General features: G+C 68.6%; 22 protein-coding genes, 1 tRNA gene and 1 pseudogene. 6 read left to right on the forward strand and 18 right to left on the reverse strand.

Annotated features, from left to right (window positions below; genetic code table 11):
- Positions 1-162: 162 nt before the first annotated feature.
- From BBK82_RS08270 to BBK82_RS08300, 7 genes are all read right to left on the reverse strand, one after another.
- Positions 163-1,371 (reverse strand): Wadjet anti-phage system protein JetD domain-containing protein, encoded by a 1,209-nt coding sequence (locus BBK82_RS08270; RefSeq protein WP_065914470.1) that lies wholly within the window; start codon positions 1,369-1,371, stop codon positions 163-165.
- On the reverse strand, positions 1,371-4,811 hold the full coding sequence (locus BBK82_RS08275) for an ATP-binding protein (protein ID WP_083267866.1): 3,441 nt from the start codon (positions 4,809-4,811) through the stop codon (positions 1,371-1,373). The genes BBK82_RS08270 and BBK82_RS08275 overlap by 1 nt, the downstream gene beginning before the upstream one ends.
- Positions 4,808-5,512: a DUF4194 domain-containing protein gene (locus tag BBK82_RS08280; protein ID WP_065914472.1), complete on the reverse strand. Its 705-nt coding sequence runs from the start codon at positions 5,510-5,512 to the stop codon at positions 4,808-4,810. The genes BBK82_RS08275 and BBK82_RS08280 overlap by 4 nt, the downstream gene beginning before the upstream one ends.
- On the reverse strand, positions 5,509-6,966 hold the full coding sequence (locus tag BBK82_RS08285; protein WP_065914473.1) for a DUF3375 family protein: 1,458 nt from the start codon (positions 6,964-6,966) through the stop codon (positions 5,509-5,511). The genes BBK82_RS08280 and BBK82_RS08285 overlap by 4 nt, the downstream gene beginning before the upstream one ends.
- Positions 6,945-7,253: a hypothetical protein gene (locus tag BBK82_RS08290; RefSeq protein ID WP_065914474.1), complete on the reverse strand. Its 309-nt coding sequence runs from the start codon at positions 7,251-7,253 to the stop codon at positions 6,945-6,947. Before BBK82_RS08290 ends, BBK82_RS08285 begins: the two co-directional genes overlap by 22 nt.
- Positions 7,254-7,350: 97 nt before the next feature.
- Positions 7,351-8,028 (reverse strand): hypothetical protein, encoded by a 678-nt coding sequence (locus BBK82_RS08295; protein WP_154697187.1) that lies wholly within the window; start codon positions 8,026-8,028, stop codon positions 7,351-7,353.
- A complete protein-coding gene (locus BBK82_RS08300; RefSeq protein WP_335618116.1) occupies positions 7,994-8,998 on the reverse strand; it encodes an SWIM zinc finger family protein in 1,005 nt (334 codons plus the stop codon). The genes BBK82_RS08295 and BBK82_RS08300 overlap by 35 nt, the downstream gene beginning before the upstream one ends.
- 217 nt (positions 8,999-9,215) lie before the next feature.
- Here BBK82_RS08300 and BBK82_RS08305 point away from each other — a divergent pair, with 217 nt between their 5' ends.
- Both BBK82_RS08305 and BBK82_RS47340 read left to right on the forward strand, forming a co-directional pair.
- A complete protein-coding gene (locus tag BBK82_RS08305) occupies positions 9,216-9,917 on the forward strand; it encodes a hypothetical protein (RefSeq protein ID WP_065914477.1) in 702 nt (233 codons plus the stop codon).
- The gene (locus BBK82_RS47340; RefSeq protein ID WP_071812553.1) at positions 9,914-10,177 is read left to right on the forward strand and encodes a WhiB family transcriptional regulator; all 264 of its coding nucleotides are present in this window, start codon (positions 9,914-9,916) and stop codon (positions 10,175-10,177) included. The genes BBK82_RS08305 and BBK82_RS47340 overlap by 4 nt, the downstream gene beginning before the upstream one ends.
- Here BBK82_RS47340 and BBK82_RS50015 read toward each other — a convergent pair.
- From BBK82_RS50015 to BBK82_RS08330, 6 genes are all read right to left on the reverse strand, one after another.
- Complete coding sequence (locus BBK82_RS50015) at positions 10,162-10,329, reverse strand: hypothetical protein (RefSeq protein ID WP_154697189.1); 168 nt, start codon at positions 10,327-10,329, stop codon at positions 10,162-10,164. The two genes, BBK82_RS47340 and BBK82_RS50015, sit on opposite strands and share 16 nt — an antisense overlap.
- Positions 10,330-10,907: 578 nt before the next feature.
- Positions 10,908-10,980: transfer RNA gene (locus tag BBK82_RS08310), tRNA-Ala, on the reverse strand.
- Positions 10,981-11,238: 258 nt separating this feature from the next.
- Positions 11,239-12,015: a DsbA family protein gene (locus BBK82_RS08315; RefSeq protein WP_065914478.1), complete on the reverse strand. Its 777-nt coding sequence runs from the start codon at positions 12,013-12,015 to the stop codon at positions 11,239-11,241.
- Between the two features lie 46 nt (positions 12,016-12,061).
- Positions 12,062-13,348 carry an MFS transporter gene (locus tag BBK82_RS08320; RefSeq protein ID WP_065914479.1) on the reverse strand — a complete coding sequence of 429 codons (1,287 nt, stop codon included), beginning with the start codon at positions 13,346-13,348 and terminating at the stop codon, positions 12,062-12,064.
- 52 nt (positions 13,349-13,400) lie between these two features.
- A complete protein-coding gene (locus BBK82_RS08325) occupies positions 13,401-14,210 on the reverse strand; it encodes a GNAT family N-acetyltransferase (protein ID WP_065914480.1) in 810 nt (269 codons plus the stop codon).
- Positions 14,203-15,252, reverse strand: a complete 1,050-nt coding sequence (locus BBK82_RS08330; protein WP_083267867.1) for a glycosyltransferase family 2 protein — start codon at positions 15,250-15,252, stop codon at positions 14,203-14,205. The genes BBK82_RS08325 and BBK82_RS08330 overlap by 8 nt, the downstream gene beginning before the upstream one ends.
- Before the next feature lie 26 nt (positions 15,253-15,278).
- Here BBK82_RS08330 and hrpB point away from each other — a divergent pair, with 26 nt between their 5' ends.
- The 3 genes from hrpB to BBK82_RS08345 are packed head-to-tail and all read left to right on the forward strand — an operon-like array spanning position 15,279 to position 19,229.
- The gene (hrpB, locus tag BBK82_RS08335; RefSeq protein ID WP_065914482.1) at positions 15,279-17,552 is read left to right on the forward strand and encodes an ATP-dependent helicase HrpB; all 2,274 of its coding nucleotides are present in this window, start codon (positions 15,279-15,281) and stop codon (positions 17,550-17,552) included.
- Positions 17,553-17,565: 13 nt separating this feature from the next.
- The gene (locus BBK82_RS08340; RefSeq protein ID WP_237048375.1) at positions 17,566-18,630 is read left to right on the forward strand and encodes a nucleotide disphospho-sugar-binding domain-containing protein; all 1,065 of its coding nucleotides are present in this window, start codon (positions 17,566-17,568) and stop codon (positions 18,628-18,630) included.
- A complete protein-coding gene (locus tag BBK82_RS08345) occupies positions 18,627-19,229 on the forward strand; it encodes an HD domain-containing protein (RefSeq protein ID WP_065914484.1) in 603 nt (200 codons plus the stop codon). Before BBK82_RS08340 ends, BBK82_RS08345 begins: the two co-directional genes overlap by 4 nt.
- Here the strand turns inward: BBK82_RS08345 and menC are convergent.
- The 4 genes and pseudogenes from menC to BBK82_RS08365 all read right to left on the reverse strand — a co-directional run bounded on the left by menC (position 19,214) and on the right by BBK82_RS08365 (position 23,391).
- Positions 19,214-20,317: an o-succinylbenzoate synthase gene (gene menC / locus BBK82_RS08350; protein WP_065914485.1), complete on the reverse strand. Its 1,104-nt coding sequence runs from the start codon at positions 20,315-20,317 to the stop codon at positions 19,214-19,216. The genes BBK82_RS08345 and menC overlap by 16 nt on opposite strands.
- On the reverse strand, positions 20,314-21,030 hold the full coding sequence (locus BBK82_RS08355; protein ID WP_065914486.1) for a hypothetical protein: 717 nt from the start codon (positions 21,028-21,030) through the stop codon (positions 20,314-20,316). The genes menC and BBK82_RS08355 overlap by 4 nt, the downstream gene beginning before the upstream one ends.
- On the reverse strand, positions 21,008-22,420 hold the full coding sequence (locus BBK82_RS08360) for an amino acid permease (protein WP_065914487.1): 1,413 nt from the start codon (positions 22,418-22,420) through the stop codon (positions 21,008-21,010). The genes BBK82_RS08355 and BBK82_RS08360 overlap by 23 nt, the downstream gene beginning before the upstream one ends.
- Before the next feature lie 28 nt (positions 22,421-22,448).
- Positions 22,449-23,391: pseudogene (locus BBK82_RS08365) on the reverse strand (GlxA family transcriptional regulator).
- A gap of 52 nt (positions 23,392-23,443) precedes the next feature.
- On the opposite strand from BBK82_RS08365, the gene BBK82_RS08370 reads away from it, so the two are divergent.
- Positions 23,444-24,364, forward strand: a complete 921-nt coding sequence (locus tag BBK82_RS08370) for a saccharopine dehydrogenase NADP-binding domain-containing protein (protein WP_065914488.1) — start codon at positions 23,444-23,446, stop codon at positions 24,362-24,364.
- A 55-nt stretch (positions 24,365-24,419) separates the two neighbouring features.
- Here the strand turns inward: BBK82_RS08370 and BBK82_RS52290 are convergent, their stop codons facing one another.
- On the reverse strand, positions 24,420-26,012 hold the full coding sequence (locus BBK82_RS52290) for a PLL family lectin (protein WP_065914489.1): 1,593 nt from the start codon (positions 26,010-26,012) through the stop codon (positions 24,420-24,422).
- Positions 26,013-26,048: the final 36 nt, after the last annotated feature.

Genomic DNA, 26,048 nt, shown 5'->3' on the forward strand with positions numbered 1-26,048 from the left:
CTCGGCATACGTTCTCGCATCGAAACGCCAAGATCTCGACCTGGGCGCCACGGAAAGCATCTGTCGGCAATGGTGAACCCGGCGGGAGTCGACCCTACGAGCAGCGGATCGGGCGTTCGGAGACTCCGAACACCTCCACCTGAGCCGAGGCCGCTGCCCGGCTCAATACCGGACTTGACCGGAACCGTGTCCTTCCATCGCGCGATTGAGCTGGTCGAGGACAAACGCAGAAGGAAGGCGTTCCTGTTCGAGGCGCAGGTAGGTGCCGTGCGCTGTTAGTAGTTCGGCCAGAGCGGCGGCTTCGAAGGCGATGAGGTTCGGCTCCGGCGTGTCGACTCGTGTCCCGTCTTCAACGGCAAGAGCCTTGTACTCCTCAAGAGTGGTCTGGTCCATCAGGACGGAGGCGAGATGCGGCATCCGGGCACGAGCACGTGACAGCAACGTGAAGCCGGCACGGTCGAGATCTCCCCAGTACACATGGCGCGCACCGTCCAGCCAGCTGATCTCGTCCAGGACGTTGAGGTGGTTGCCGAGCGAGTGAACGACGACGGTCCTGGGCCGGTCGGGAACCAGGTAAGCGGACTCCTTGTTCTCGACGATCAAGACTGTCTCCGGGTGGACGGGCAGTGCGTCGATCTCCGGCAGAGGAGCACTCAGGTGCCGCAGGCCGCCTACCAGTGCGCGATCGACGGGGTCTGCCAGGATCACGTCGACATGGACAGGCAGCGCCTTCAGTCCGAGTGGGTCCAGGTTGTCCTGCCCAAGCTCCTCATCGTTCTGGTCGATGTCGCCGCCCAGATCGGGGATGCTGAGGCAGGCCAGGACGAGCCGGCGGTGGCGGGAGAGCCACTTGGTGTGCATACCCGGTACTGGAACCTGTCGGATCGTCAGCCCGGAACGCGGGTTTTCGGTGAACCACGTCGTGGCACCGAGCAGGATCTCGAAGTCGGCATCGTCCAGCTCGACGATCTGCTGCAGATGCGGGCGCAGCCGCTCCTCGGCCGCTCCACCGGGGAGTTTTTGAAGCCTCGCCCATCTGGCGTTCGCCCGCAGCCAGTGGTCGGCGAGGTCTTGGTCGAGGGAAACGAGGTCGTCGATCGTGGGAAGGTCGAGGTGGGTGAACACCTCCTGGGTGCCCACGACTGTGCGGCGGCTGCCGCCACGTAGCCGAGCCGTGGGGTGCGCTGCCGACCAGGTCCGCCATTCCCGCATCCAACGGCTGACCGTGTCGGAGTCCCGGGCGATCATCTGCGCCGATGGTGCCGCAAGGGCGAATAAAAAGGCGGTGTCGGCGCCGAGCAGGAGCCTGTCACGCCAAATATTGCGGTAGCGCGCACGTATCTTGTCCAGCACATGGTCGGGTTCGTGCATCAGGGATCTTCCTCCAGGCTTAGCGCCTCCTTCATCGTCATGGGGTAGATCCGCACCCGCGTGAGATCGTCAACGTCCACATTGATGTAGGCGACGGATGCCACGTAGTCCTCGAAGGCAGTCGCCTTCTCGCGGGGTGCGCCCACGATCAGTTGGAAGCCGAGGGCCTGCAGGGCTGACAGGGACCTGCCGGTGTAGTCGCTGTCGGCCTTCACGAATCCTTCGTCGAGGATGACCGATGCGTAGCTAGGCGGCCCTTCGTGACCTTCGCCGAGGCGGAACCGCAGGGCTGCGCCGAGGATGAAGGCGATCAGCTCTTGCCCTTCGCCGCCACTCATTCCAGAGACGCCGTCGTGAACGACCTTGACGCCATCTGGACGGGACTCGATGGCTTGGAACTCGACGTGCTCGCGGGCGTCGAACACTTTCCGCCGCCATGCGTCCCCGGCTCGCGACTGGTCGTCGAGTCTGGCCAGGTGTCTGCGCAGCCGGGTGAAGGATTTCTCGATCTGGTCGATATCTCGTTCGGTGTCCATGCCGACGGTGTTGCTGGTGTACCGGGTGATGATCTGGCGGAAGTCCTTCAGGTCGCCGCTTGGTCGCTCAACGGGTTCGATGCTCAACGTGGCTTCTGTCCGGAACCGCACGTGGCACAGCACGTCGTTGATCGGGACTAGTCCGCGCTTGATGCTCCGGGCGTCATCCTCGATCTGCACGAGCAACCCGCGCAGTTGCCGGTTCATGTCCTCGTCGACCTTCGCCAGCCAGGCGTCCTTGGCGCGGGGCAGGTCGTCGGTCACCAGTTGCCGGTAGATCGCCAGCAACGCCGGCAGAGAATCGATTGTTCCGTCCGTCTCGCGCGCGGTTCGTTCGTCCAGGTTCCTATAGGCGGCGATGTGGCCCACCACAGCGACCTCGAGTTTCTCCCGGTCCTGCTTGTGCTGCTCGATCTGCCCCCGCAGGTTCTCCATCGCTGCTCTCAGGCTGGCCGTGACCCCTGCGGCCTCGGTTGGCGCGTTGAACGGGGTGGGGGCGAGGGCGGCACGCTCGTCGGCGCTCAGTGGTGGCCCGGCGTCGACACGGTCCTTCGCGTCGTCCACGACCGAGACGAGGTCGCCCCATTGCTTGTCGAGTCTTTCCTGTTCCTCTTCGAGCCGTTTCACCTCGCGACTAGCGGCGACCGCCCTCTCACGCTGCTTCTGCAACAGTTCCGTCAGGTGGGCGACCTCGGGAGAGTTGGCCTGCGCGAGCTGGTTTTCGAACTCTCCGATTTGCTCTCGGGCGACTGAGGTGTCGATTCGTTCCCAGGTCAGATTGGTGCGTAGCGCTCGCAGTTCGTTCAGTCGGTTGCGTGCCGACTCGTGTCGCAGATTGGCCTCGTTCGTCGACACGTCGGCGATCTGGACCTCCCGCTCGATCGACTCGAGCTCATCGTCTAGGTCCTGCAGCAGCCAGCGGGTGTCCCATCCGATCCAGGGGTAGCGCAGGCGACGGTCGTCCTTCGTGAACCGGTGCCGCGAGCCGGTTCGCATGCCGGCTGGGGTGATCGAACCGCGAGCCCATGTGGGACGCTGATCGTCCAGCTCAACTTCGGTTTCCACGCAGAGGTAGTTCGCGGTCTCGTTCAGCTCGCTCGCAAGCCATCCCTGGAACGGATGGTCGGCAATGTCGAGCAACGCTGGAATTCCACCGTCCACCGGGGCGGGCCCAGGTGAGCCTGAGGCGGCGGGTGCGATGGTGACCGTGCCTTGCATGTCGTTGTCGTGCACGTATCGGCGCAGACGGGCGAAGTCGCGGCTGTCGACCAACAGGGTGCTCGACAACGGCAGTAGCAGGCCGACGACAGCTTTCTCCCATCGACGGTGCTCGGGCTTGAGCTGGAGCAGCTCGCCGGCATACCGGAGCCGGTCGATCTCGATGCCGAGGCTGGACGCAATCCGGTTGCGGCGTGTATCAGCATCCTCGGGGATGAGGTTGCGACGTGCCCGCAAGCCGGTGATCTCGCGTTTCTTCGCCTCGGCGTCCTTGCGAAGCTGCCAAAGCCTGCCAGCGGCCTTGGTGGCGGTGTCGGAGGCGCCTTTCAACGCCTCCGTCTCCTGTACGGCAAGGTCGTCGAGGCTGTCGTGCGTGAGGGTGACGTCGCCTGGTGAAGTGGGTAGGGGCAACTTGAAAACGGAGAGGCGATTCTCGAGCTGCTGCCGTTCGGCCTCGAGCCGTTCCAGTGTTTCCTTCGCGTGCTTGAGCTGTAACTTGATGAGCCCAGAACGGTCTCCGCCAGCGGCGGTGAGCTGATCGATCGTGTTTTTCTCGTGCCGTTCGGCGGTTCCGGCTGTCTTGGCAGCGGCGGCGTGTTCTTCATCTGCTTCCGCCTTGGCGAGGCGGTTGTCGTCGATGGCCGTCTCGGCCCATTCGGCGACCTTCTCCGCGTGCCACACCTGGAACCGAGTCGGGCTATCGTCGCCACCGATCAGCAGTCTGTTCTTGGCCACGTAGTCCGAGCCGGCGGCATAGTACCTCTCGGCGATAGCAGGAAGCGGCGCAAGCGTCTCGGTTCGGCGGCGTGCTGTCTCGAACTCCTCGTACAGTCGTGACGCCTCCCGGTACGCCTCAAGAGCGACATCCCACCGGGTCAACGCGAGTGGCTCGGTGAGCACGAAGTCCTTGAACAGGGCGTTGATGGAGAAGATGCCCTTGGACGCCTGGGCACGCCGCAGAAGCTGCATGGCCAGGCGCTGCGACTCGTCGGTGGAGCCCATGCCCATGACGGAGCGCATCTTCGCGTGCACACGCGCCTGCGAGGGGTCCACTACGTCGCCCCGGTCCAGGTCGACGAGACGTTCCAGGGATGTCTTCGACAGCGGGGAGGCGCCCTGGCGGACGGCGGTGATCCCGTTGAGCTGCGCCAAGTCGAAGCGGTCGTGGACGAATCCGTAAACGGTGGTGGCGTTGACCGCCTCCGGCCCGTCGGCGTCCTGCCCCACCCACGCCAGCCGGAACGACGTGACGCGGCGCCCGTCGCCGGTCTCCCATGTGATCGCCGCACCACTGGGGAAGCCGGGGGCACCAGGTGGCCGCAGGTAGTTCGTCGTCGCGGAGCGCCTGTTCTCGTCCTGCCTCTGGTCGGTGTGACCGCGAGCGTACGAATAGACTGTCCGTTCACGTTTCTTACCGCGGTCGTCGCGGGCAGCCTGGTTGAACTCTTGCGGGTTGGGCAGGATCACCGAGGCCATCGCGTCCAACAGGGTTGACTTGCCACGTCCGGATGGGCCGACGATCGCGGTGCCTGAACGCGCCACGATCATGCTCTGCAGCCCCGAGTACGCACCCCAGTTCAGGATTTGCACTTCGATGATGCGGAACTGTGCTGCCCCTTCCTCGTCTGCAACCGGAAACAGTGCCGTCTGCTGGTCTTTTCGGAAGGCCGCTCGAGGTGCAGTCATGCGAGATCCTCACCAGATCCTTCGTGCCCGGACTCATCAGGCACGCCAGCCTCCCCGGCTGCCTGGCTGAAGTACTGCTCCATGCGCATCACCTCATCGGCACCGATCAGCGGAACGACCGCGGGTGAAACGGTGAACAGGTAGTCCGCATCCGGGTCCGGTGTCAGCAGTTTCAGGTCGGCCACAGCGCGAACAGCGGCCTCCACACGGCGCTGGAACTTGGCCTCGTCACCGTCGCCGTCCTCTCGGAAGGGGCGCAGGAACTCGGCCACCTGGGCTCGGGTGATCACGACCGGATCATCGGTCGCATCGGTGTAAGTGTGCTCTTTGCGCAGGTGTATCAGCAGGAGCGACGCGTCGCGGTGCAGCGGTTTGTCGCGGCGCAGCAGCCTCGGCGCGTCATCGGCCGGGTCCTGGCGCTTGAACGCCACCTCGTAGTCCTTGTCGACGACGAGGAGCAGGTACATGTCGGCGAGACGCTCACGGATCTCGGTCTCGTACGTCAGCAGTGCGTCCCACGCGGATCGGTTTCTGGACCGGGTGATGAATCGTTTGGTCAGCAGGGTCGTCAGCGCCCGTCGGGCCGCAGTCGGTAGTCGGGAGCTTCCTGGCTGGTCCGGTTCGTCGTCTTCGAAACCGTACTGGTCCATGTCGTCGCTGGACGTCGAGTCGTCGTAGGGAACGTCGACGCGCTCGCTCACGGCGTCTCCTTCGTGGGGACGGGAGTATCGAAGGCGAGATGAGGCAGCGCGATCATCAGGACGCTGCCGCGGTTCCCGGACAGTCTCACCGTCTCAACGAGATCGATGTCGACCTGCCCGTGCACCACGGCAAGGTCGAGCAGGCTCACCAGGGCGCCCAGACGCTGGAACTCGGCAGGGATGGCGTCGAACACCTCGGCACCGATCACCACCGATTGGCTGGCAAGCAGCTTGTTGATGGTCCGTCCGACGGCACGTGGGCTGGTGCCGGCGGCCAGCCGAAGGGCCTCACGGTCTTCGGTGGGCAGCGTCCTGCGCTGTTCGGTGACCTCGACGATGACCTCTTGTGGGCCGTGGTCACGCCACAGCTGCGTCTGGGAGATGTCGACGACAGCGAGAGGTCCCACGCCGAGCACGTCCTGCGGCACATATCGCTGACCAGGTTCGGCTTGTACCCATGTCGCGCCAGCATGCAGAGCGCGGTCGGCGAGGCTGATCAGCCGTTGATGCCTGCCGTGGGCTGCACGGGTGAGGAAGCGACGCAGCGATGCGGACCAGCGCAGGTAGCTGTTCTGCACATCAAGCTCCGCGGCGAGGAGAGTCGAAAGCATGCTGTCGAGTTCTTCACGCTGCGCGGCGGTCATGTGCTCCAGCGCGAACGCCTGCCCGAGAATCTGATCAATGTCGGCGCGCAGTTGTTCGGACTGCCTGGACGACAACAACCGGGAGAACCCGACGTATGCCGTGCCCTGACTCGTCTTCGACAGCAGGTCGTTCTCCCTGAGATACTCCTCCACCAGGTCCGCCTTGGGCGAACCCTGGGCCATGGCACGCCGCGCGACCTCCTGGTGACGATCCTCCACCATGGTCCGCAACTGCCGGAAGTCAGCGGGCAAGGACCGCGTCATGGCGAGAATCTCGCGCAGCTGCTGCTTCATCTCCTCCAGAGTCGCCAGCCGTACCCGACCGGAGGCGATGTCGTCGCGTCGCTTGTGCAGTTCAGCGATCTCCTGATCGATACGCCGCACCTGGACCTCCCGGTCCGGATTGGTCATGTCAGCCAAGAGCCGCACCGCGTGCGAGATAGAGCCGAGGCGCGCGCCGCTGACAGTTGTCTCACCCTCGACGAGCTCACGGACGAACCGCAGGGCGCGCAACGTATGAGGCGACAACCGGTACCTCAAGCGCCCGTTGAGCGTCTCGGTCTCCAGCCAGCGCTTCTCGACCCAGTCGCGGCAGTGCTCGGCCGGTGTAACGTTGCCCTGCCAATCACGAATCTGGGCGCGCGCCTCGGCGACCCGCTCGTGGAACCATTCAGCGGAAACCGACCCGTCCAGTTGTTCGAGATGCTCGGCGAACAATGGCAACACCCAGTCTCGCGAGTACGCCTTCAGCAGCGTCAGCGTCGGATTCGTCCCCAACGCCGCCCGGATCAGTTCACTCGTGATCTCCATGACCGCCGATCACTCCCCTCTCCACCGGCGGGCGGCTTCCTGCAACGGGGCAGAATCCGCCACCGCACCAACCGTGCGTCGAGGTGCAGAACCTCGGAAGCGACCTCGTCGTAGGACAACCCGGTCAGGCTGGTGTCCTGCTCGGCCAGCAGGACCTCGACGATCACCCGGTACTGTGCCGCGAACCGCGAGGTCAGGTAGGCCGGTACGAGCTCCTGTCCCGGCAGGAGCGCTGACCACGGATCAGCGGGTGCCTCCATCTCCGGCGCCTCGTCGTGATCGATCACGTGCCCAGAGTACGAACGCGAGATGCTGCGCCGAGGACAACAGCGACACATCACCCGTTGTGATGAATCTTCGCTGTTCGGGTCCTGTCCCGGCTGGTCAGGGCAACCGAGCCCAATCGAGTTCCTGGCGCAGAGCCCACTTCGTGCGGTGCGCGGCGCGCACAACGGTCATGTGAGCGCGGAAGTCGTCGTCGCGGTCGCAGCGGGCGAACAGCGCCTTGACCTCGGCCAGCAGGCGAACGGCCGCCTTGTAGGAGTCACGGTTGCGCGCTTCGATCGCCCGGTCGGCAGCACGGAGCAGGATCGGAATGGCGTCGGCCGGGTGGCTCGCGGCACGGACACGCGCGAGGCGAAGCCACAGACCTTCCGAGCAGCCGCCGTCGACCGCTGCTTGCCAGGCGGCCTCGTTCTCGTCGTCGGCCAGCAGGATTTCCACCAACGTCGAGCGACCCGATGACCAGGATCCCTTGACGGGCGGTAGCACGGCGAGGAAGGCCAGCGCGCGTTCCCGCCAATGCGGAAAGTCGCCGGCGGTGGCATCGCGGAGCGCGCGAAAGGTCTCCAGACTCGGCCGGTCGGTGAAGTTGGACCAGAGCATCTCACCTGCCCGGTCGAGCCGGCCCGCGCGCACGTGGATCCCAGCAGCCAGATCACGCAGGCGAGAGTCGGGTTCGAAGTCGGTCAGGCCGCGCTCCAGCCACGTCAGCGCCTCGTCGTCACGGTCGTCGGCACACAGCCGTTCAGCGATGCGGAGCACGTCGTAGGAGCTCGTCACGTCCCGTGCCAGCACCTCGATCAGCCCATCTGCCTCCCGACGACTCGGCCAGGTTCTCCATGAGATGGGTGATGACGAAGCGGCGGGCGCTGTAGTCGTCCGGCTTCTTCGGCGGCAGCGTCCGCCACCCCTGCTCGACGAGTTCCCGGTAGCGCGCCAAGCCCGCTGACCCCAGCACCTCCTCGTACGCGGGCAGCACGTCGAGAAACAGCTCGTAGTCGGTGCTCACCGCCCGCGCGACCAGACGCTCGGCCAGCTCCACCGGGTCCGGTGAGCCCGCCTCACAAGCCGCCAAGTGGATCTCTTCCACGCGGGCGATCGCCTCGGACAGCCCGCCGTCGGAGTCGTCCACCCGCTCGGCCGAGGACTCCAGCAGTTCCAGTGCGTACTCGGCGAGGATGATCGCGGCATCGGCGAACCCGGCTCCGATCAGCCGTTCGACTTCGCCCAGAGCCTCACCGACGTGCAGGAAGTAGCCGTACGCCCCGCCGTAGTCGACGAAATCGGGGATGTCGATGGCGCGTTCCAAGCGGTCTCTGATGTCCCGGTCGTCGAACGCGTTCTTCTGCCCGGCCGCGGCGGCGAGCCGGGCGCGCAGCACGCGATCCGATTTCGCGGCCGTCATCAGCTGCTCGATCAGCCACTCCTGATCACAACCACTCAAGAACAACCGCAGCCGCTTGTCGGACAACGGCTCCGCACGCGGCTCCCCCATCTCACCGCCCTGTTCCAACCACGCCAGCGAAGTAGCGACGCAGTGCTTGCAGGACACGCCGTCGGCTCCGTAAGGGCAGGAGCAACGCCCGCACAGGCCCTTCGGCGTGACGTCGAGCCGCACGCGATAAGTCCGAGTGCCGTCCACCGTTGCGGTCACGGTCGACCCGTCCACCGTGACCCGCCGAACCTGACCGGCCGCGAGGTACCGCTCGCCTCGCTCGAACGACCTCTCGTCAGCCAGCTTCCGCACCATGCTCACGCTCACGACCACGGCCGGTCATCCTGCCAGGCGCGCGCTAGGAGCGTTTCCCGCGCAAGGCGCACCGCCACCGAGCCACATCAGCGACACGCCACTCGTTTTGGTGAATCGCTTCCATCGAGCGCCACCGGAGACGGATTTGGCGGTGAGATGGTCCCCCGCCCTGAAAGGCACCTCCCCGATGACCTCGCCCTCCCCCTCGCACCTGGACGTGATCGAACGGCGGTTCCTCGCGATGACCGCCGGCCCACAGCCGCTGACGCTCGACTGCGCAGCACTCGGATGCGGCCTTCCCAACGAGGAGCTGCCTCTGGACCGCGTGCGCGTACTGCTCCTCAAACGACAGACGAGCTGGGTGAGCAAGGACGCCGTGTGGAAGGAACTCGTCCGGAAGGCACACGCGGCACCCGAACCGTGGACCACCATTGCCGCCGCCATGATGATGCCCGGACTCAAGCACATCGCCGGAAAGCTGGGATCCCGCTTCTGCGGTGACCGCAACGACCTGGACTCCGAGATCCTCGAAGGCTTCCTCCAGGCACTCGACCTCGCCGACGCACGATCACCGAAGATCTTCGGACAGCTCTACTGGGCAGCCTTCCGACGCGGCCACGAAGCCTGCAACAGCGAAAGGCGACGGGCCATGTCCCGGTCCGAACTCACCGACACCGCGATCGACATCCGCACAGCCGACGGACACCCGGACCTCGTCCTCGCAGGAGCCATGCTGTCCGGTGTCATCACACCCCACGAAGCCGACCTCGTCTCCGACGTGCTCCTCGACCACGGAGACCGGTCAACCGCGGCCAAGCGACGCGGTTTGAGCCGCCATCAGGTTGCGGCACAGCTCAACACCGCCTCCCGCCACCTCGCCGACTACCTTCTCGGCGGTCCTCTTCGTCCGGCCGTATGACCACGCTCGTGGCGCTGCGTGCACCGAAGTGGCACGTGCACGCAGCATGCCGAAACGCAGACCGAGAAATCGACTGGATCGACGCCGAGCTGGGAAGTAAGGCTGCAAAGGGCTGCAAAGAGATCTGTCGCCTGTGCCCGGTCCGCCTGACCTGTGCCATCACGGCACTCACCAGGGACGAGAGCTACGGCGTGTGGGGCGGCATGGATCAGGTCGACCGCGAAGCGCTGAGACATGCCGATGCTCAGATCGCAGCATGAACACAACTTCCGGCTCCAGGCAGCGGACCCGCCGCCAGCAGCAACATGAAGCCGTAGACGTCGTCTTCGAGATCAATCTCGTTGACGGCGCCGAAGCTGAGCGTCTTGGCCTGCAACAGGCGGCGGTTATCCGCGACGTAGTGCTGTGGCACCACCGACACAGCAGCAACGCGCCACCACACGCGAGCGCTACCTGACCTCTACAACATGAAACTGGCCTGCACGACCAAGCATCCAACCTGAAACCGCTGGTCAGCACTGTTCCCATCCTTTGGTGCTCCCGCCGAAGACGCCACAAGGATGGGAACAACCGAGTCGCCAACTTCATGCGCAGCACGCGTTCGCCACAACGTGACCGCCGAGCAGCAGCGCCTCGGCCGCTTCGGCGTCCATACGCGCGACAGACGACACCGGCCGGCAACACCGCCACGGTCACGTACCTGCTGGCTCCGCAAATGCACGGTGTCCGCCCGCATCGTGCGCGGCGCGGTCGACCGTGCCAGACGCCATCGCCGACACGTCAGCAGGCGATCAAAAGTCTTGTGGACAACCACCCGACCGGGCGACCGATCCTGGAGCAGCCACGTGACCCTATTTCGCAGGGCACAGGACCGTGCTCCAGTTTTGCTCCAGTTGGGGATACAACCATCCACTCGGGACAGAAACACAAGATCGCCCGCCAACCTCATACTTGCAGGTCAGCGGGCGATTCGTATGCTGTCTTCAATTGTGGAGCTGAGGGGACTCGAACCCCTGACCCTCACACTGCCAGTGTGATGCGCTACCAGCTGCGCCACAGCCCCTTGAAGGTCCACGTTCCCGGCGGGTTTCCCTGCCGTTCTCGTGTGCCAATACCGTACAACATCGGTGCCACAAGATAAAAATCGGGGGTCTCCCCACCCCATCACCCCAGGTAGACCCCCGTTCAGGCCACCCAACGACTCGCTTTCGCCCAGGACGCACCGCACACGAAGATCAGTGACTCGCAGCACACACACCGCCCTCGGCAAAACGAACGCCCGGCCCTCACGTCGAAGGACCGGGCGTCACCGAGGAACGTTTCACTTGAGCAGGTCGGCCAGCCAGTTGTCGTTGGCCGCCATGTCCACCCGCGCACCGTTGTGCGCCACGGTCGGCGTGCCGAAGCCGCCGCCGTTCTTCAGGGCGTCGTTGGCGCTCGTCTTGGACATCAGGTCGGACAGCTGGGCCTTGTACGTGTCGTTCTGCACGCAGGTCTCGAAGGCCGCGTCGGTGATGCCGAGGTCCTTGCCGAGCTTGATCAGCTGGTCCTTGGTGTAGCCGGGGCCGCCCTCCTCGGGCTGCTTCGAGTACAGGGCCGCGTGGAACTCGTTGAACTTGCCCGCGTCGGCGGCGCAAAGGCCGGCGTTCGCGGAGATCGACGAGTAGCCGGTCGGCTCGGAGAGGCGGTCCAGCATCGGGAGGATGTTGTAGCGGATCTTGAGCTTGCCGTCCTCGACCGCGTTCTTGAGGTCCTTGCCGTAGATCTCCTCGAACTGGCCGCAGGCGGGGCAGAGGAAGTCCTCGTAGACGTCGATGGTGGTGGTGGCGCTGTCCTTGCCCACGACCACGACGTTGTTGTCCCGTGCTGACGGGGCCGAGATGACCTTGTCGGCGGGGGCGGCCGGGATGGCGCCGTCCGTCGTCGTACCACTCGACTGCTGCTGGAAGATCACGTAACCGATCACGGCGACCGCCAGGACGGCGACCACCGCGATGCCTGCGATGATCTTGGTCCGGTCCCCGCCCGAGTTACGGGCCTGGGTCACCGCACGCGCGGCCTGCTTCCGTTTCCGCGCACTGCGCTCTGCTCCACCCACGGCGCCGAGGGTAGCGATCCAGGCTGAAAAGAACCTGAGTACGCGGTCACGCTTCCGGGTGGCGTGGTTTGCCTCCGACGCGTTCGCCCAGGGGGACCTCGGCGGATTCGTCGAGGGCGCCGCACTCCGGTGCCACCGCGGTGGCCGTGTGCTCCTCCTCGTGGGTGGGGAGGGTCTCGGGTGCGATGAACCAGAAGAACACCGACAGCAGCAGTGCCGCGCCGGTCACCGCGAACGAGGCCTCGAAGCCCAGGGTGTCGGCGAGGACACCGGCGGAGATCGGGCCGATGATGGCGCCCAGGTCGGTCACCATCTGGAAGCCGGCGAGCACCGGGCCGCCGCGGCCGCGGGCGCCCATCACGTCGGCGACCACGGCGTTCTGCGGCGGGTTCAGCAGGCCCGCGCCCATGCCCGCGATCAGCGAGGCGGCCATGAAGTCCCAGGTGCCGGTGGTGAAGCCCATCCAGATCGTGGTGACGCCGCTGATGACCAGGCCGGCGATCGCGACCGGTTTGCGGCCGCGGGTGTCGGCGAGCTTGCCGGAGATGAAGAGCGTCGCGGCGTTGCCCGCGGCGAACACCGACATCGAGATGCCGGCGATGGCGGGGCTCTGCTCCAGTGCCTCGATCACGAAGACCGGCACGAGGGAGATGCGCACGCCGAACACGGCCCAGCCGTTGGCGAACCCGGAGGCCAGCGCGGCGTGGTAAGCGCGGTGGCGCATCGCGTCCATGAACGGCATGTGGTCGGTGCCGTTGGACTTGTCCAGCGCCGCCAACGTCGAATTCCGCAGGAAGAACCAGACCACGAACGCCGCGACGCACAGCAACGCGCCGTACGACACGAACGGCACCCACAGGCCGAGCGGCACGAGACCGGCTCCGACGATCGGGCCCGCGACGTTGCCGACGAGGAACCCGGCCGCCCACATCCCGGAGGCCCGCCCGCGCATCGGCGCCGGGGTGATCCGGATGAGCAACGCGAGCGCGGCGACGGTGAACATCGTCGACCCGATGCCCGCGAGCGCCCGCCAGCCGAGCATCTCGAAGTAGCTGCCGGAGAACCCGGCCATGGTCGTGCCGGCGGCGACGATCAGGATGCCGACGATGTAGACGTGCGGCTCGCCGAACTTGTTGACGAGAATGCCGCTCAGTGGCGCGAACGCCAGTCTGACCAGCGCGAACACGCTGATCAGGATCGCGATGGCAGTGTGCCCGACACCGAACGTCGCGGCGAACACCGGCAGTACCGGTGCCACGATCCCGAACCCGATGGCGATGATGAAGCTCGCCGCGACCAGTACCCAGACCTCAACCGGCAAGCGCTCGCGCACCGAAACCCTCCCTTAGCCCTGCTAAGGATATGTCACGCGGCAACTAACTTTTTCAGTCGAGCAGCTCATCCACTCTGCGTACATATGCAGTCACGGGGTAGGCGGCGACGAACCCGCACGCCTCCGCGAACCGCTCCCCCGGACCTTCGTCGACCTGCGACGCGACCAGCGCCGCACCGGCCGAGCGCAACGCCGCCGCAGCGGTGACCACCAGCGACCGCCCCACGCCCCGGCGACGCCGCGCCGGCCGCACCACGCACTGCTCGACCAGGCCCACGCCGCGCTCGGCGAACCCGGACACGAACCCGCCGATCCGCTCGCCGTCGTCCACCACCAGCAGCAGGCACCGCGGGTCGTCCAGCCGGTGCCCGAGCCACTTCTGCAGCCGCGCCCGGTTGCCGACCAGCTCGTCGGACAGCAGCTCGACGATGCCCGGCAGGTCCGCGTCCTCCGCCCGCCGCACTCCCGCGGAGACCACGGCACGCCCCCGGTGCACCACGGTGAGCAGCTCCTCGACCGCGTACCACCCGGAGTCGTCGGCGATGCCCTCGATCTCGTCGACCGTCGTCGGCGACGCGTAGACCACGGCCTCGGCCCGCCCGACGTCGGCGAACGTCTGCTCCAGCTGCAGCAGCGTCGAGGCGACCTCCACCGACGTCCCGTCCAGCGCGCAGCCGAAGTTGCCACTGGGCAACGGGTTCTCCCGGTTGATCACCACGGCCGCAGAGCCGACCCGGCCGACCTTGCCGTACCTGACCGCGCCGGACGCGAGCCGCGCGCCCTCCACCAGGATCGCGAGCGACCGCGACTGGTACGGGTCGAGCAGCTCCGGGTCGTCCGGGTCGCGCAACGGGTCAACCAACGCGGCGGTCCTTCCACCTGGCGCCCGGCCTGAGCGCGCAGTCCAGCAGGAACACCCCGATCGTCGCCCACGCGAGCGGCGCCAGCACGGCGGAGGCCTCCGGCTGCCCGACGCGCTTGACGTACTCCCGGTGCGACGCCGCCTGCGCGGACCACGCGAGCCACGACCACGGCGAGCGCCACCGCAGCACAGGGACCAGCCCGTACGCGAGGTGCAGCAGCCCGGCGGCGATCAACAGCGGCCGCGCCTTCGCTCCGAACATGTCCCGGAACGCCGGCTGGATGCTCTTGCGCAACGACCGCCAGGTGTCCCCGAACGTGTCCAGGCCCGAGGTCGTGAGCAGCATCGACGCGTCCACGAACCGCACGAACCCGCCGGTGCCCCTGACCAGGGTCGCGAGCCCGACGTCGTCGGCGTGGTCCCCGGCCAGCGCCTCCCAGCCACCGGCCTTCTCGAACGCCGCCCGCCGCACCAGGATGCAATGCCCGACAGCGAGCGCCGTCGGACCCTTGCCGTCCGGCGGCGACCCCTCGAACACGAGCGTGTTGAACGCGGGCAGCAGGAACCACCACGCCGGCCCGGTCCCCCGCCCGGACGACGAGATCAGGTCCGCCCCCAGCTCGGACGCCGTCGCCACCAGCCGGCCGACGAGGTCGGGCGAGCAGGTCATGTCCGCGTCCACGAACAGCAGCCACTCCTCGTCGCGCAGCTCCTGCACGCCGAGGTGCATCGCGTGCACCTTCCCGGCCCAGCCCTCCGCCGGACCGGCCGACTCGACCACCTCGGCGCCGTGCGCCCGCGCGACCGCCGCCGTCGCGTCCCCCGAAGCGTCGTCGACGACCACCACGCGGACACCCGCCTGGCCGACCAGACCGGTCAGCAGCGACGGCAGGGTGGCTTCTTCGTCGCGCGCGGGCACCACGGCCAGCACGGACGCGGTCTTCGACGACTCCGACACCATCGGCACGTGCTTCCACTGCGCGACGTTGCGCGCGGATCGCAGTGTGGACAGCACCCCAGACACCACACCTATCAAGACCATGCCACCACCCTGACACACTCAGGAACGTGCACCTGCCCGATCTCCCGGTGAAGTCCGTCCTCCCCGAGCTCCTGCGCACGCTCGAGGACCACGGGTCGGCCGTCCTCGTCGCTCCTCCGGGCACCGGCAAGACCACGCTCGTCCCGCTCGCGCTGCCGGGCAAGGTGGTCGTCGCCGAACCCCGCCGCATCGCCGCCCGCGCCGCCGCCGCGCGCATGGCGAGCCTGCTCGGCGAACCGGTCGGCCACACCGTCGGCTACTCGGTCCGCGGCGACCGCAAGACCAGCAGGCACACCCGCGTCGAGGTCGTGACGAGCGGCCTGCTGGTCCGCCGCCTGCAGCACGACCAGGAGCTCAAGGGCGTCGGCACGGTCCTGCTCGACGAGGTCCACGAACGCCACCTCGACGCCGACCTGCTGCTCGCGCTCCTGCTCGACGCCAAGGCAGGCCTCAGGCCCGACCTGAAGCTGCTCGCGACGTCCGCGACCGTTGCCGCCCAACGACTCTCCGACCTGCTCGGCAACGCGCCGGTCCTGCACACCGCCGCGCGCACGTTCGACACGACGATCACCTACGTCCCGCCGAACCGCAACGAGCACATCGAGACCACCGTCGCGCGGGCCATCACCAAAGCGCTGTCCGAAGTGGACGGCGACGTGCTCGCGTTCCTGCCGGGCGTGCGCGAGATCAACCGCACGGCGAGCCTGCTGAACGCCGACACGGTGATCCTGCACGGCCAGCTCAAGGCGGCCGTCCAGGACGCCGCGCTCAAGCCGGGGCAGCGGCAACGCGTCGTGCTCGCCACCAGCATCGCCGAGTCCAGCCTGACCGTGCCCGGCGTCCGCGCCGTGGTCGACGCCGGTCTCGCCCGCGTCCCCCGCGTCGACCACCGCCGCGGGCTCGCCGGTCTCGCCACGATCCGGGTGTCCCAGGCGGTCGCCGACCAGCGCGCCGGTCGCGCCGGACGTGAGGCACCCGGCCGCGTCTACCGCTGCTGGCCCGAGCACGAGCACTCGACGCTCCCCCGCTACCCGGAACCGGAGATCCGCACCGCCGACCTGACCCGGCTCGCCCTGGAGCTCGCCGTCTGGGGCACCCCGGACGGCAGTGCCCTGAACTGGTGGGACGCCCCGCCGGAGGGCGCGCTCAAGGCCGCCCAGGAGACGTTGCACTCCATCAACGCGCTGGAGGACACCGACCGCCGCGACCGCATCGCGAGCGTCGGCCTGCACCCGCGGCTGGGCCGGGCGTTGATCGACGGCAGCGCGCTCGCCGGCAACCGGACCGCCGCCGAGGTCGTGGCGCTGCTCGACGACAGCACGCACCCCAACACGTCCGACCTGGCCACTGCGCTCAAGTCGCCGGGCAAATGGCGCCAGGAAGCCAAGAAGCTCGAAAAGCTCGGCACCAACCCGCACGGCAACGGCGACCCCGCCCTGGTCGTCGCCCTCGCCTACCCGGAGCGGCTGGCGAAGCGCAGGTCCAAGAACAGCAGCGTCTACCTCATGGCCAACGGCACGGCCGTCGAGCACGACAACTCGCACGCCAAGTGGCTGGCGGTCGCGATCGCCGACCGTGAACCCGGCAACAAGCACGGCCGCATCCGCCTGGCCGCCCCGGCCGACGAGGAGCTCGCCGTGACCGCGGCCGCCGCCCTCGTGCACACCGAGGACGACATCCGCTGGGAACGCGACGTCGTCGCGAACAGCGTCCGCAAGCTCGGCGCGATCACCCTGGACGAACGCCCGCTCAACGACCTGGCCAAGTCGCAGCAGGCCCTGCGGATGGGCCTGCAGGCGGAGGGTCTGGGCCTGCTCAAGTGGACCGACGCCGCCGAACGCCTGCGTGAACGGATGGCGTTCCTGCACCGCACCCGCGACTGGCCGAGCGTCGACGACGAAAGCCTGATCCGCTCGCTCGACCTGGGCAAAGCCAAGAAGCGCTCCGACCTGGCGAAGATCGACACGGTCGCGGTGCTGCGGAACCTGTTGCCGTGGCCCGAGGCGGCCGAGCTCGACCAGCTCGCCCCGGAACGCATCGGCCAGGGCAAGGTCGACTACACCCAGGACACACCGGCGTTGTACGTCCGCATCCAGGACGCGATGAAGTGGGCCGACACCCCGCAGATCGCGGGAGTCCCGGTGGTCGTGCACCTGCTCTCGCCCGCCGGCCGCCCGACAGCGGTGACGAGCGACCTGAGGACGTTCTGGCGCAACGGTTACCTGCGGGTGCGCAGTGAGCTCAAGGGCCGCTACCCCAAGCACCACTGGCCGGAACGCCCCTACGACAGGAGCAGGTGAGGCCGTGGCGCACATGGCGGTCTTCCTCCTGCCGGAACGCGGGCACGTGCTGCCCGCGCTCGGGCTGGTGGAGGAGCTCGTGCGCCGCGGCCACCGGGTGAGCGTCCCGGTGCCCACCGGGCTCGCCGAGGCCGTCGCGAGCACCGGCGCCACCCCGCTGTACTACGACACGACGATCGACTTCCCGATGCCCGCGTCGCTCTACCTCGCGGCCAAGGAGGCGTTCGTCGAGGCGGAGATCACGCTGCCGGTGCTGGAGCAGGTCCTCCGCGAGGACCCGCCGGACCTGGTGCTGTGGGACATCACGACCTGGTCGGGCGCGGTGATCGCGCGGCGGCTGGGCGTGCCGGACCTGCTGGTGGAGAGCCTGCTGACGAGCAACGAGCACTGGTCGCTCGGTGACGCCGCGGTACCGCCCGGCGGGTTCGGTCCCGACGTGGTCGAGTTCTTCACCAGGGTGCACGCGTTCGTCGGCAGCGCGCTGCCGGAGTTCCTCACCGGTGTGCGGCGCAGGATCGCCCTGTTCCCCAGGGAGTTCCAGCCGGAGGGTGACACGTTCGGCGACTGGCACGCGTTCGTCGGACCGTGCCTGGCCTCCCGGCCGTTCCAGGCGAGCTGGCAACCGCCGGGCGGCCGGGTCGTGCTCGCGACGGCCGCGACGGAGGTGTGTGCGCGGGCGGCCGAGGGGATGCCGTGGCACCTGGTGACCACGGGTGTGCCGGCGGCGCCGAACGTCGAGGTGCACGACGACATCCCGCAGCTCGCCGTGCTGGAGCACGCGAGCGTGTTCGTCACGAACGGCGGGATGGCCGGGGTGATGGAGGCGTTGCACCACGGGGTGCCGATGATCGTGGTGCCGCGGATGACCGACCAGTGCCTCAACGGCCAGCGGGTCGAGGAGCTCGGCCTGGGCGTGGTGCTCGACACCGCAACCCCCGAGGGCGTGCGCTCGTTGGTCGACCAGCTGGCCTCGGACTCGGCGATCTCCGCCCGCGTCAAGGACATGCAGCGGATGATCCACCGGGCGGGCGGCAGCACCGCCGCCGCGGACGTCGTCGAAGAGGAGCTGGCACGGTGAGACGGATCTGGGACGACGCGGTCCGGGCTCTGGGCGGCACACCGGACGCGGGCGACCTGGTCGAACGGTATGCCGAGCCGCACCGGGCCTACCACAACACCTTCCACGTGGCGTCCGTCGTGCGCGACTCCTCCGCGCTCGCGGACGCTTTCGCGTTCTCCGTCGAGGAACGCGCGATCCTCACCCTGGCCGCGTGCGCGCACGACGTGATCTACGACGGCAAACCCGGTGAGGACGAACGGGCGAGCGCGCAGTGGGCCCGCGAACGCCTGACCGGGCTGGAGGAAGAGCACATCACGCGCGTGGAGTCGTTGGTGCTGGCCACGATCACCCACTCGTCGGACGACCCGCTCGCGCAGGTGCTGCTCGACGCCGACCTGGCGATCCTCGGTTCGGAACCCGAGCACTACGAGCGCTACCGGCAGGCCGTGCGGCACGAGTACGCGCGGTACGACGACGCGACGTGGCGGAAGGGCCGGGCCGCGGTGCTGAAGTCGTTGCTGGAGCGCGAGGACCTCTACGTGACCGAGCCCGCGCGGCAGCGGTGGGACGCGGCCGCGCGGACGAACCTGGCCCGCGAGCTTCAGTCGCTGGCGTAGAGGACCTTCGTCGCGGTGGTGAAGCGCCGCAGCGTCTCCGGGACCGGGTCGACGCCGATGCCCGGCCCGGCCGGCACGTTCATGAAGCCGTCCCGCAGCTCGAACGGCTCGGTCAGGTCCTCGGCGAAGTACCGGCTCGACGCCGAGACGTCGCCGGGCAGCACGAAACCGGGCAACGCGGCCAGCGCGAGGTTCGGCCCGCGCCCGATGCCGGTCTCGAGCATTCCGCCGCACCACACCGGGATCCCGTGCGCCGCGGCGACGTCGTGGATCCGGCGTGCCTCCAGGTAACCGCCGACGCGCGCCGGTTTGACGTTGATGATCCGGCACGCGCCGAGCGCGATCGCGGTGGCCGCGTCCCTGGCCGAGGTGATCGACTCGTCGAGGCAGATCGGCGTGCCGATGCGTTGCGCCAGCAGGGCGTGGCCGCGGATGTCGTCCTCTTCGAGGGGCTGCTCGATCAGCAGCAGGTCGTACTCGTCGAGCCGGCGCAGGTGGTCGGCGTCGGCGAGGGTGTACGCGGTGTTCGCGTCGACCTGCAGCAGGACGTCGCCGAAGCGCTCGCGGACCGCGCGCACGGGTTCGACGTCCCAGCCGGGCTCGATCTTGAGCTTGATCCGCGCGTAGCCCTCGGCGAGGTAGCCCTCGACGTCCGCGAGCAGCTCCGGGACGGAGTTCTTGATCCCGACCGAGACACCCGCGGGCACCTTGTCGGTGGTGGCGCCCAGGAACGTGCCGATCGGCATCCCGAACGACCGCAGCTCGGCGTCCAGGACCGCGGTCTCCAGTGCGGCCTTGGCGAGCTTGTGGCCCTTGACCGCGTGCGTCCTCGGTGCCACCTGAGCGGCCGTGACCTCCGGCGTCACGCGGGGCACGAGGTGGTCGGCCAGCACCAGTTCCGCGGCGCCGACGAACTCCGAGCAGTACAGCGGTTCCGGGTCGGCCGCGAACTCCGACCAGCCCTGCGCGGTGTCCGTGACGACCCGCAGCAGGAACGTGTCCTTCGTCGTCATCGTGCCGAACGACGTGCGGAACGGCGACACCAGCGGGATCGCGACGTGCAGCAGCTCAACGCGTTCGACCTTCACCGGCGCTCCAGTCCGTACCAGCCGTCGCGGGACATCGAGGTCGCCACGTACCCGTCGGCGAAGGCGTCGACGAACACCGCGCGCACCGCCACCCGCCACTCGTCCGCCTGGTCCGGCGAATCCTTGCGCACCTGCACGATGTCACGCGGCACCCGGCACCAGATCCGTTCGCCGTCGGTGCGCCGCAACGGTTCCCCGTCCGGTGCGGTCGCGGTGACCTCGCCACGCGGCTCCGGCTCGTGCGGCTCCCGCGACCCGGTCAGGTCCCACCGCACGGTCAGCCGGTCGGACTCACCGGTGTTCACGCCGTCGTTCATCGGCCCGTAGAAGTCCACTGTGTACTCGGTGACGACCGCGCCGAGCTTGACCAGGTTGAACCGGGCGTTGCGCGCCACCAGCGGGTCGTAGGTCCAGCGCATCGACCGCGCGCCGAGCCCGGCCGCCCACTCGCGCTGCGCGAGCTTCAACGGGTGCCCGACGCCGGGCCGCGCGGCCGCGATCATCGAGTACACCGACCCGTCCGGGCAGAACAGCCCGGTCGTGGCACCGACCAGCTCGTCACCGTCGAACGCCCCGATCGTCGCGCCGCCCGCGTGCCGGACGCAGTGCAGCGTCTCGGTCGACAGCACGTCGAGTGTCGTCTCCCAGACGTCGGCGTAGTACCGCGCGACGCGGGCGATGCCCGGGACGTCAGTGATCGCGTGAAACCTCAAGGCGGGCCTTCCGGACGCTGTAAGCGAAGTAGATGACGAACCCGAGCGCCATCCAGGCGAGGAACGCGATCCAGGTGTCCAGGCCGAGGCTGAACATCATGTAGACGCAGAACGCGAGCCCCAGCAACGGCGTGACCGGCGAGAACGGCACCCGGAAGCTGCGCGGCCGGTCGGGTTCGGTGCGCCGCAGGATGATCACCGCGACGTTGACCAGCGCGAACGCGAACAGCGTGCCGATGCTGGTCGCGTCCGCCAGCGAGCCCAGCGGCACGAGCGCGGCGAGCACCGCGATGAACAGGCCGACGACGACCGTGTTGGCGAACGGCACACCGGTGCGCGGGCTGAGCTTCGCGAAGATCGACGGCACCAGCCCGTCGCGCGACATCGCGTACAGGATGCGCGTCTGTCCGTAGAGGACGGTCAGCACCACGGACGTCGTGGCCACCACGGCACCGATCGACAGCAGGATCGGCCAGATCGCGCCGTCGACGTTGTCGGTCAGCACCCGGCTGAGCGCCGCCTCGGTGCCCTCGAACGTCTGCCACGGCATCGCCCCGACCGCCGCGAGTGCGACAGCGCAGTACAGCGCGGTGATCACGACCAGCGAGATGATGATCGCGCGCGGCAGGTCGCGCTGCGGGTTCTTCGCCTCCTCGCCGGCGGTGGAGGCGGCGTCGAACCCGATGTAGGAGAAGAACAACGTAGCCGCACCGGCGCTCATCCCCGCGAGCCCCAACGGGAACAACGGCTGCAGGTTGCCCGCCTTCAACGCCGTGAACGCCACTGCGCAGAACATCAGCAACGCGCCGACCTTCACGTACACCAGGATCGCGTTCGTGCGCGCGCTACCCCGTGCACCGCCCAGCAGCACCAGCATCGAGATGACCACGACCAGCACGGCCGGGATGTTGACGATCCCGCCGTCACCGGGCGGCTGGCTGAACGCGTCCGGGATCCGCAGCCCGGTGACGAGGTGCAGCAGCTCGTTGACGTACTGACCCCACCCGACCGCGACCGCCGCGACCGACACGCCGTACTCCAGCACCAGGCACCAGCCGCAGACCCACGCGACGATCTCGCCGAGCGTGGCGTAGGTGTAGGAGTACGAGGACCCGGACGCCGGGATGAGCCCCGCGAGCTCGGCGTAGGACAGCGCGGAGAACAACGCGGTGATGCCCGCCAGCACGAACGAGACCACGATCGCCGGCCCCGCGAGCGGCACCGCCTCGCCCAGCACCACGAAGATGCCGGTACCCAGCGTCGCGCCGATGCTGATCATGGTGAGGTGGCCGACACCGAGCGTGCGCCGCATCTCACTGCCGGGATGGGTCAGCTGGTCGATCGGCTTGCGCCGCAACACCCGCGCCCCGATGCGCTGTCCGTTGCTCATCCGGCCAACATAACGCCCCCGCTCGCGGCTATCGGCCACCCACCGGGCGGAACGTGCGGCGGTATGTGTCCGGCGGCACACCCACGGTCCGGTGGAAGTGCCGGCGCAACGTCGTCGCCGTGCCCATACCCGCCGCCTCGGCGATGAAATCCACGCTGTCGTCGGTCAGCTCCAGCAGCTCCTGCGCGCGCCGGATGCGCTGCGTGTGCAGCCACTGCAACGGGGTCGTGCCGGTGACGTCCTTGAACAGCCGGGTCAGGTGGCGCGAGCTCAGGTTCGCCTGACGGGCCAGGTCCTCGACCGTCAACGGCTGGTCGAGCCTCACCCCCACCCAGCCGAACAGCTCGGTCAGCGGGTGCCCCTCACCGGTCGGCACCGGCGCGAGCACGAACTGCGCCTGCCCGCCGTCGCGGCGGCGGGACCACGAGCCGGCGCGCGGCCGTGTTGGCCGTGGCGACCCCGTGGTCACGGCGGATCAGGTGCAGGCTCAGGTCGATCGCCGCCGCCTTGCCCGCCGAGGTGAGCACCTGGCCGTTGTCGACGTAGAGCACGTCCGGATCCACCCTGACCCGCGGGTACCGGCGAGCCAGCTCGTCGGTGTGCCCCCAGTGCGTGGTCGCCTTCAGCCCGTCCAGGAGCCCCGCCTCGGCCAGCACGAACGCACCCGTGCACAACGAGACGATCCGGGCGCCTGCGTCGTGCGCCTTCCTGACCGCCTCGACCAGGTTCGCGTCGATCGGCTCGTCCACGTCCACGAGCGCGGGCACGACGACGGTGTCCGCGCGGTGCAGCCGGTCCAGGGGCAGGTCCGGCTCCAGCGTGAACCGGCCCACCCGCACGGGCTGGTCACCGCAGACGACCACCTCGTAGTCGAGCTGGGGCGCGGTGAAGATCTCGTAGGTCGCGGTCAGCTCGAAGTGCAGCATCCCGGCGGTCACGGCGAACGCGAGCATGTCCGAAATTGTACGCATCGTGTCGTTCCAGACACTGGGCCGCGGGTCTCGTGCTGACTTCAATGTCCACATGGGACACCACATCGCGGTCTACGGCGCATCCGGCCTCACCGGGCGTTTCATCCTGGCGGAGCTGGAGAAGCGCGGTCGCACCCCGCTCCCGTTCGGCCGCGCCCAGGCCACCGCCGACGACCTCGCCGCCCTCGACCGGGCGCTGACCGGCGCGGACGCCGTGATCAACGCGGCCGGCCCGTTCGCCGTGACCGCCCTGCCCCTGATCGCCGCCGCCGAACGCGCCGGCATCCCGTACGTCGACGTGGCAGCCGAGATCGAGGCGAACGCCGACACGTTCGCCCGCGGCGCCTCCATTCCGGTCGTGCCCGCCATGGCGTTCTTCGGCGGCCTGGCCGACCTGCTGGTCACCGCCGCGATGGCCGACTGGCCGGACGCGTCGCAGGCCCACGTCGCCTACGGCCTGAGCGGCTGGCAACCGACCCCCGGCACGCTCGCCGCCGGGGCGGTCTCCCGCGACCGCCGCCGTGGTCAGCGGGTCCGGTTCCGCGACGGACGGCTCGAGCACCACGACGCCGCACCGCCTTCACTGACCTGGAACTTCCCCAGCGGGCCGCGGGAGGTCATCGGTGAGTTCTCGATGGCCGACATCGTGACCGTGCCCAGCCACCTGGCCATCCCGTCCGTCACCTCGTACATGTCGGTCACGGCGGCGCAGGGCCTGGCAGCCGCCGGTGAGCGCTCCGAACCGGAGACGTTCGAGGTGGACGTGGTGGTGCGGCGGGGTGCCGCGGAACGCCGGCTGTCGGTCTCGGGTCGCGACATCTACGCCGTCAGCGCACCGTTGGCCGTCGAGGCGGTGGAACGCCTGCTGACCGGCCGGTTCCGGGTGAACGGGGTGGCCTCGGCGGGCGCGATGTTCGACGCCGACGACTTCCTGGCCGCACTGGACGGCCACCTCACGCGTACATGGACGTGACACGGCAGAAAGGGTGGGCGCCCACGTGGGGCACCCACCCTGCCGCCGGCTCAGGTCAGGTGACCTGCCCGCCGTGCCAGACCCACTCGCCCCAGCCGCCGGTGGGAGTCCAGCGGAGCTGGTAGACGGACGCGTCGACGCCGGTCGCGAAGACCTCGATCCCGTCGTTGAACGCGGTCACCCGCGGCGCGCCGGACAGCTGGCCCTGACGCCACACCCAGTCGCCCCAGCCGCCCGCCGGCGTCCACGTCTTCTCGTACAACGCGTTGTCCACGCCGGTCACGAAGACGCTCAGCCGGCTGTTGACGGTGACCACCTGCGGTTCGCCGGCGAGCTGTCCCTGCTGCCAGACCCAGTCGGTCCAGCCGCCCGCCGGCGTCCAGCTCTTCTCGTACAGGGCCTTGTCCACCCCGGCGGCGAACACGCTCAGCCGGTCACCGAGCACGCTGACCTGCGGCGCGCCGGTCAGCTGACCGCCGTGCCAGAACCAGTCCGACCAGCCGCCGCCCGGCGTCCAGCGCAGCTGGTAGAGCGAGCCGTCCACACCGGTGGCGAAGACGTGGACCTCCGCGCCCAGTGCGATCGCCCTGGGAGAGCCGGCCAGCTGCCCCTGGCGCCACACCCAGTCACCCCAGCCGCCCGCCGGCGTCCAGGTCTTCTCGTACAGGGCCTTGTCCTGACCGGTGGCGAAGACGCTGACCTTGTCGCCGACCTGCACCACCTGCGGTTCACCGGTGATCTGGCCCTGGTGCCAGACCCAGTCGCTCCAGCCACCCGCCGGCGTCCAGCTCTTCTCGTAGAGAGCGCCGTCGACCCCGGTCGCGAAGACGCGCACCCGATCACCGACTGAGATGACCTGCGGCTGCCCCACGATCTGGCCCTGGTGCCAGACCCAGTCGCTCCACCCGCCCGCCGGCGACGAGGTCTTCTCGTACAGGGCGCCGTCGACCCCGGTGGCGAAGACGCGCAGCCTGCCGCCCTCGGCGACCACGTTGGACTTCGACCGGCCGTGGACCACGGAGCTGTTGCCCGGCCACAGGGCGTTCGCGATCGCGGTGGCGTCGTTGGCCTCGACGCCGTACCGGAAGCGGTACTGCGAGGCCGGTCGCTGGACGTCGGCGGCGACGTCACCGATCGGGGCCGTGCTCCACGAGCCACCGGGGTAGAACCGTTCCATCGTCTCCACGAACTTCCTGGTCGCGATCACCGGATCGGTGCGCTCGGCGAACGAGCCCCAGGTGGCGCGCTGCTGGAAGAGACCGACCGAGTCGAGGTCGCCCCCGTCCAGGTTGGCGTTGCTCGTCTCGACGATCGTCGTGGCGATGGCGATGGCCGCCGCCCTCTTGCTGAGACCGCGGTCCTTGACCGCGCGGACCACAGCCCTCGCACACGAGGTGTTGTAGGCCGTCATGTACCCCTTCATCTTGTTGGTCAGCTGGGGGTTCAGCGCGGCGGCGGCAGCAGCGTCCTCCGCGGTCGGTCCCCCGGCGACGCAGGGCAGCGCCCGGAAGGCCACACCGACCTCCTGCGGCCAGACCTCGGTCGGACCGGACTGCGGCGCAGCCGCGAAAGCGTTGCCCGACAACGTGATCGTCGTCGCCAGGGTGGTGATCGCCAGGTTCAGGGCGAACTTCGACGCAGCACTCATCTGCTCGTTCCTGTCTTCTCGTCCGGGGGAATGGGG

Origin of the sequence: Lentzea guizhouensis, assembly GCF_001701025.1 — a bacterium.
GTDB lineage: Bacteria > Actinomycetota > Actinomycetes > Mycobacteriales > Pseudonocardiaceae > Lentzea > Lentzea guizhouensis.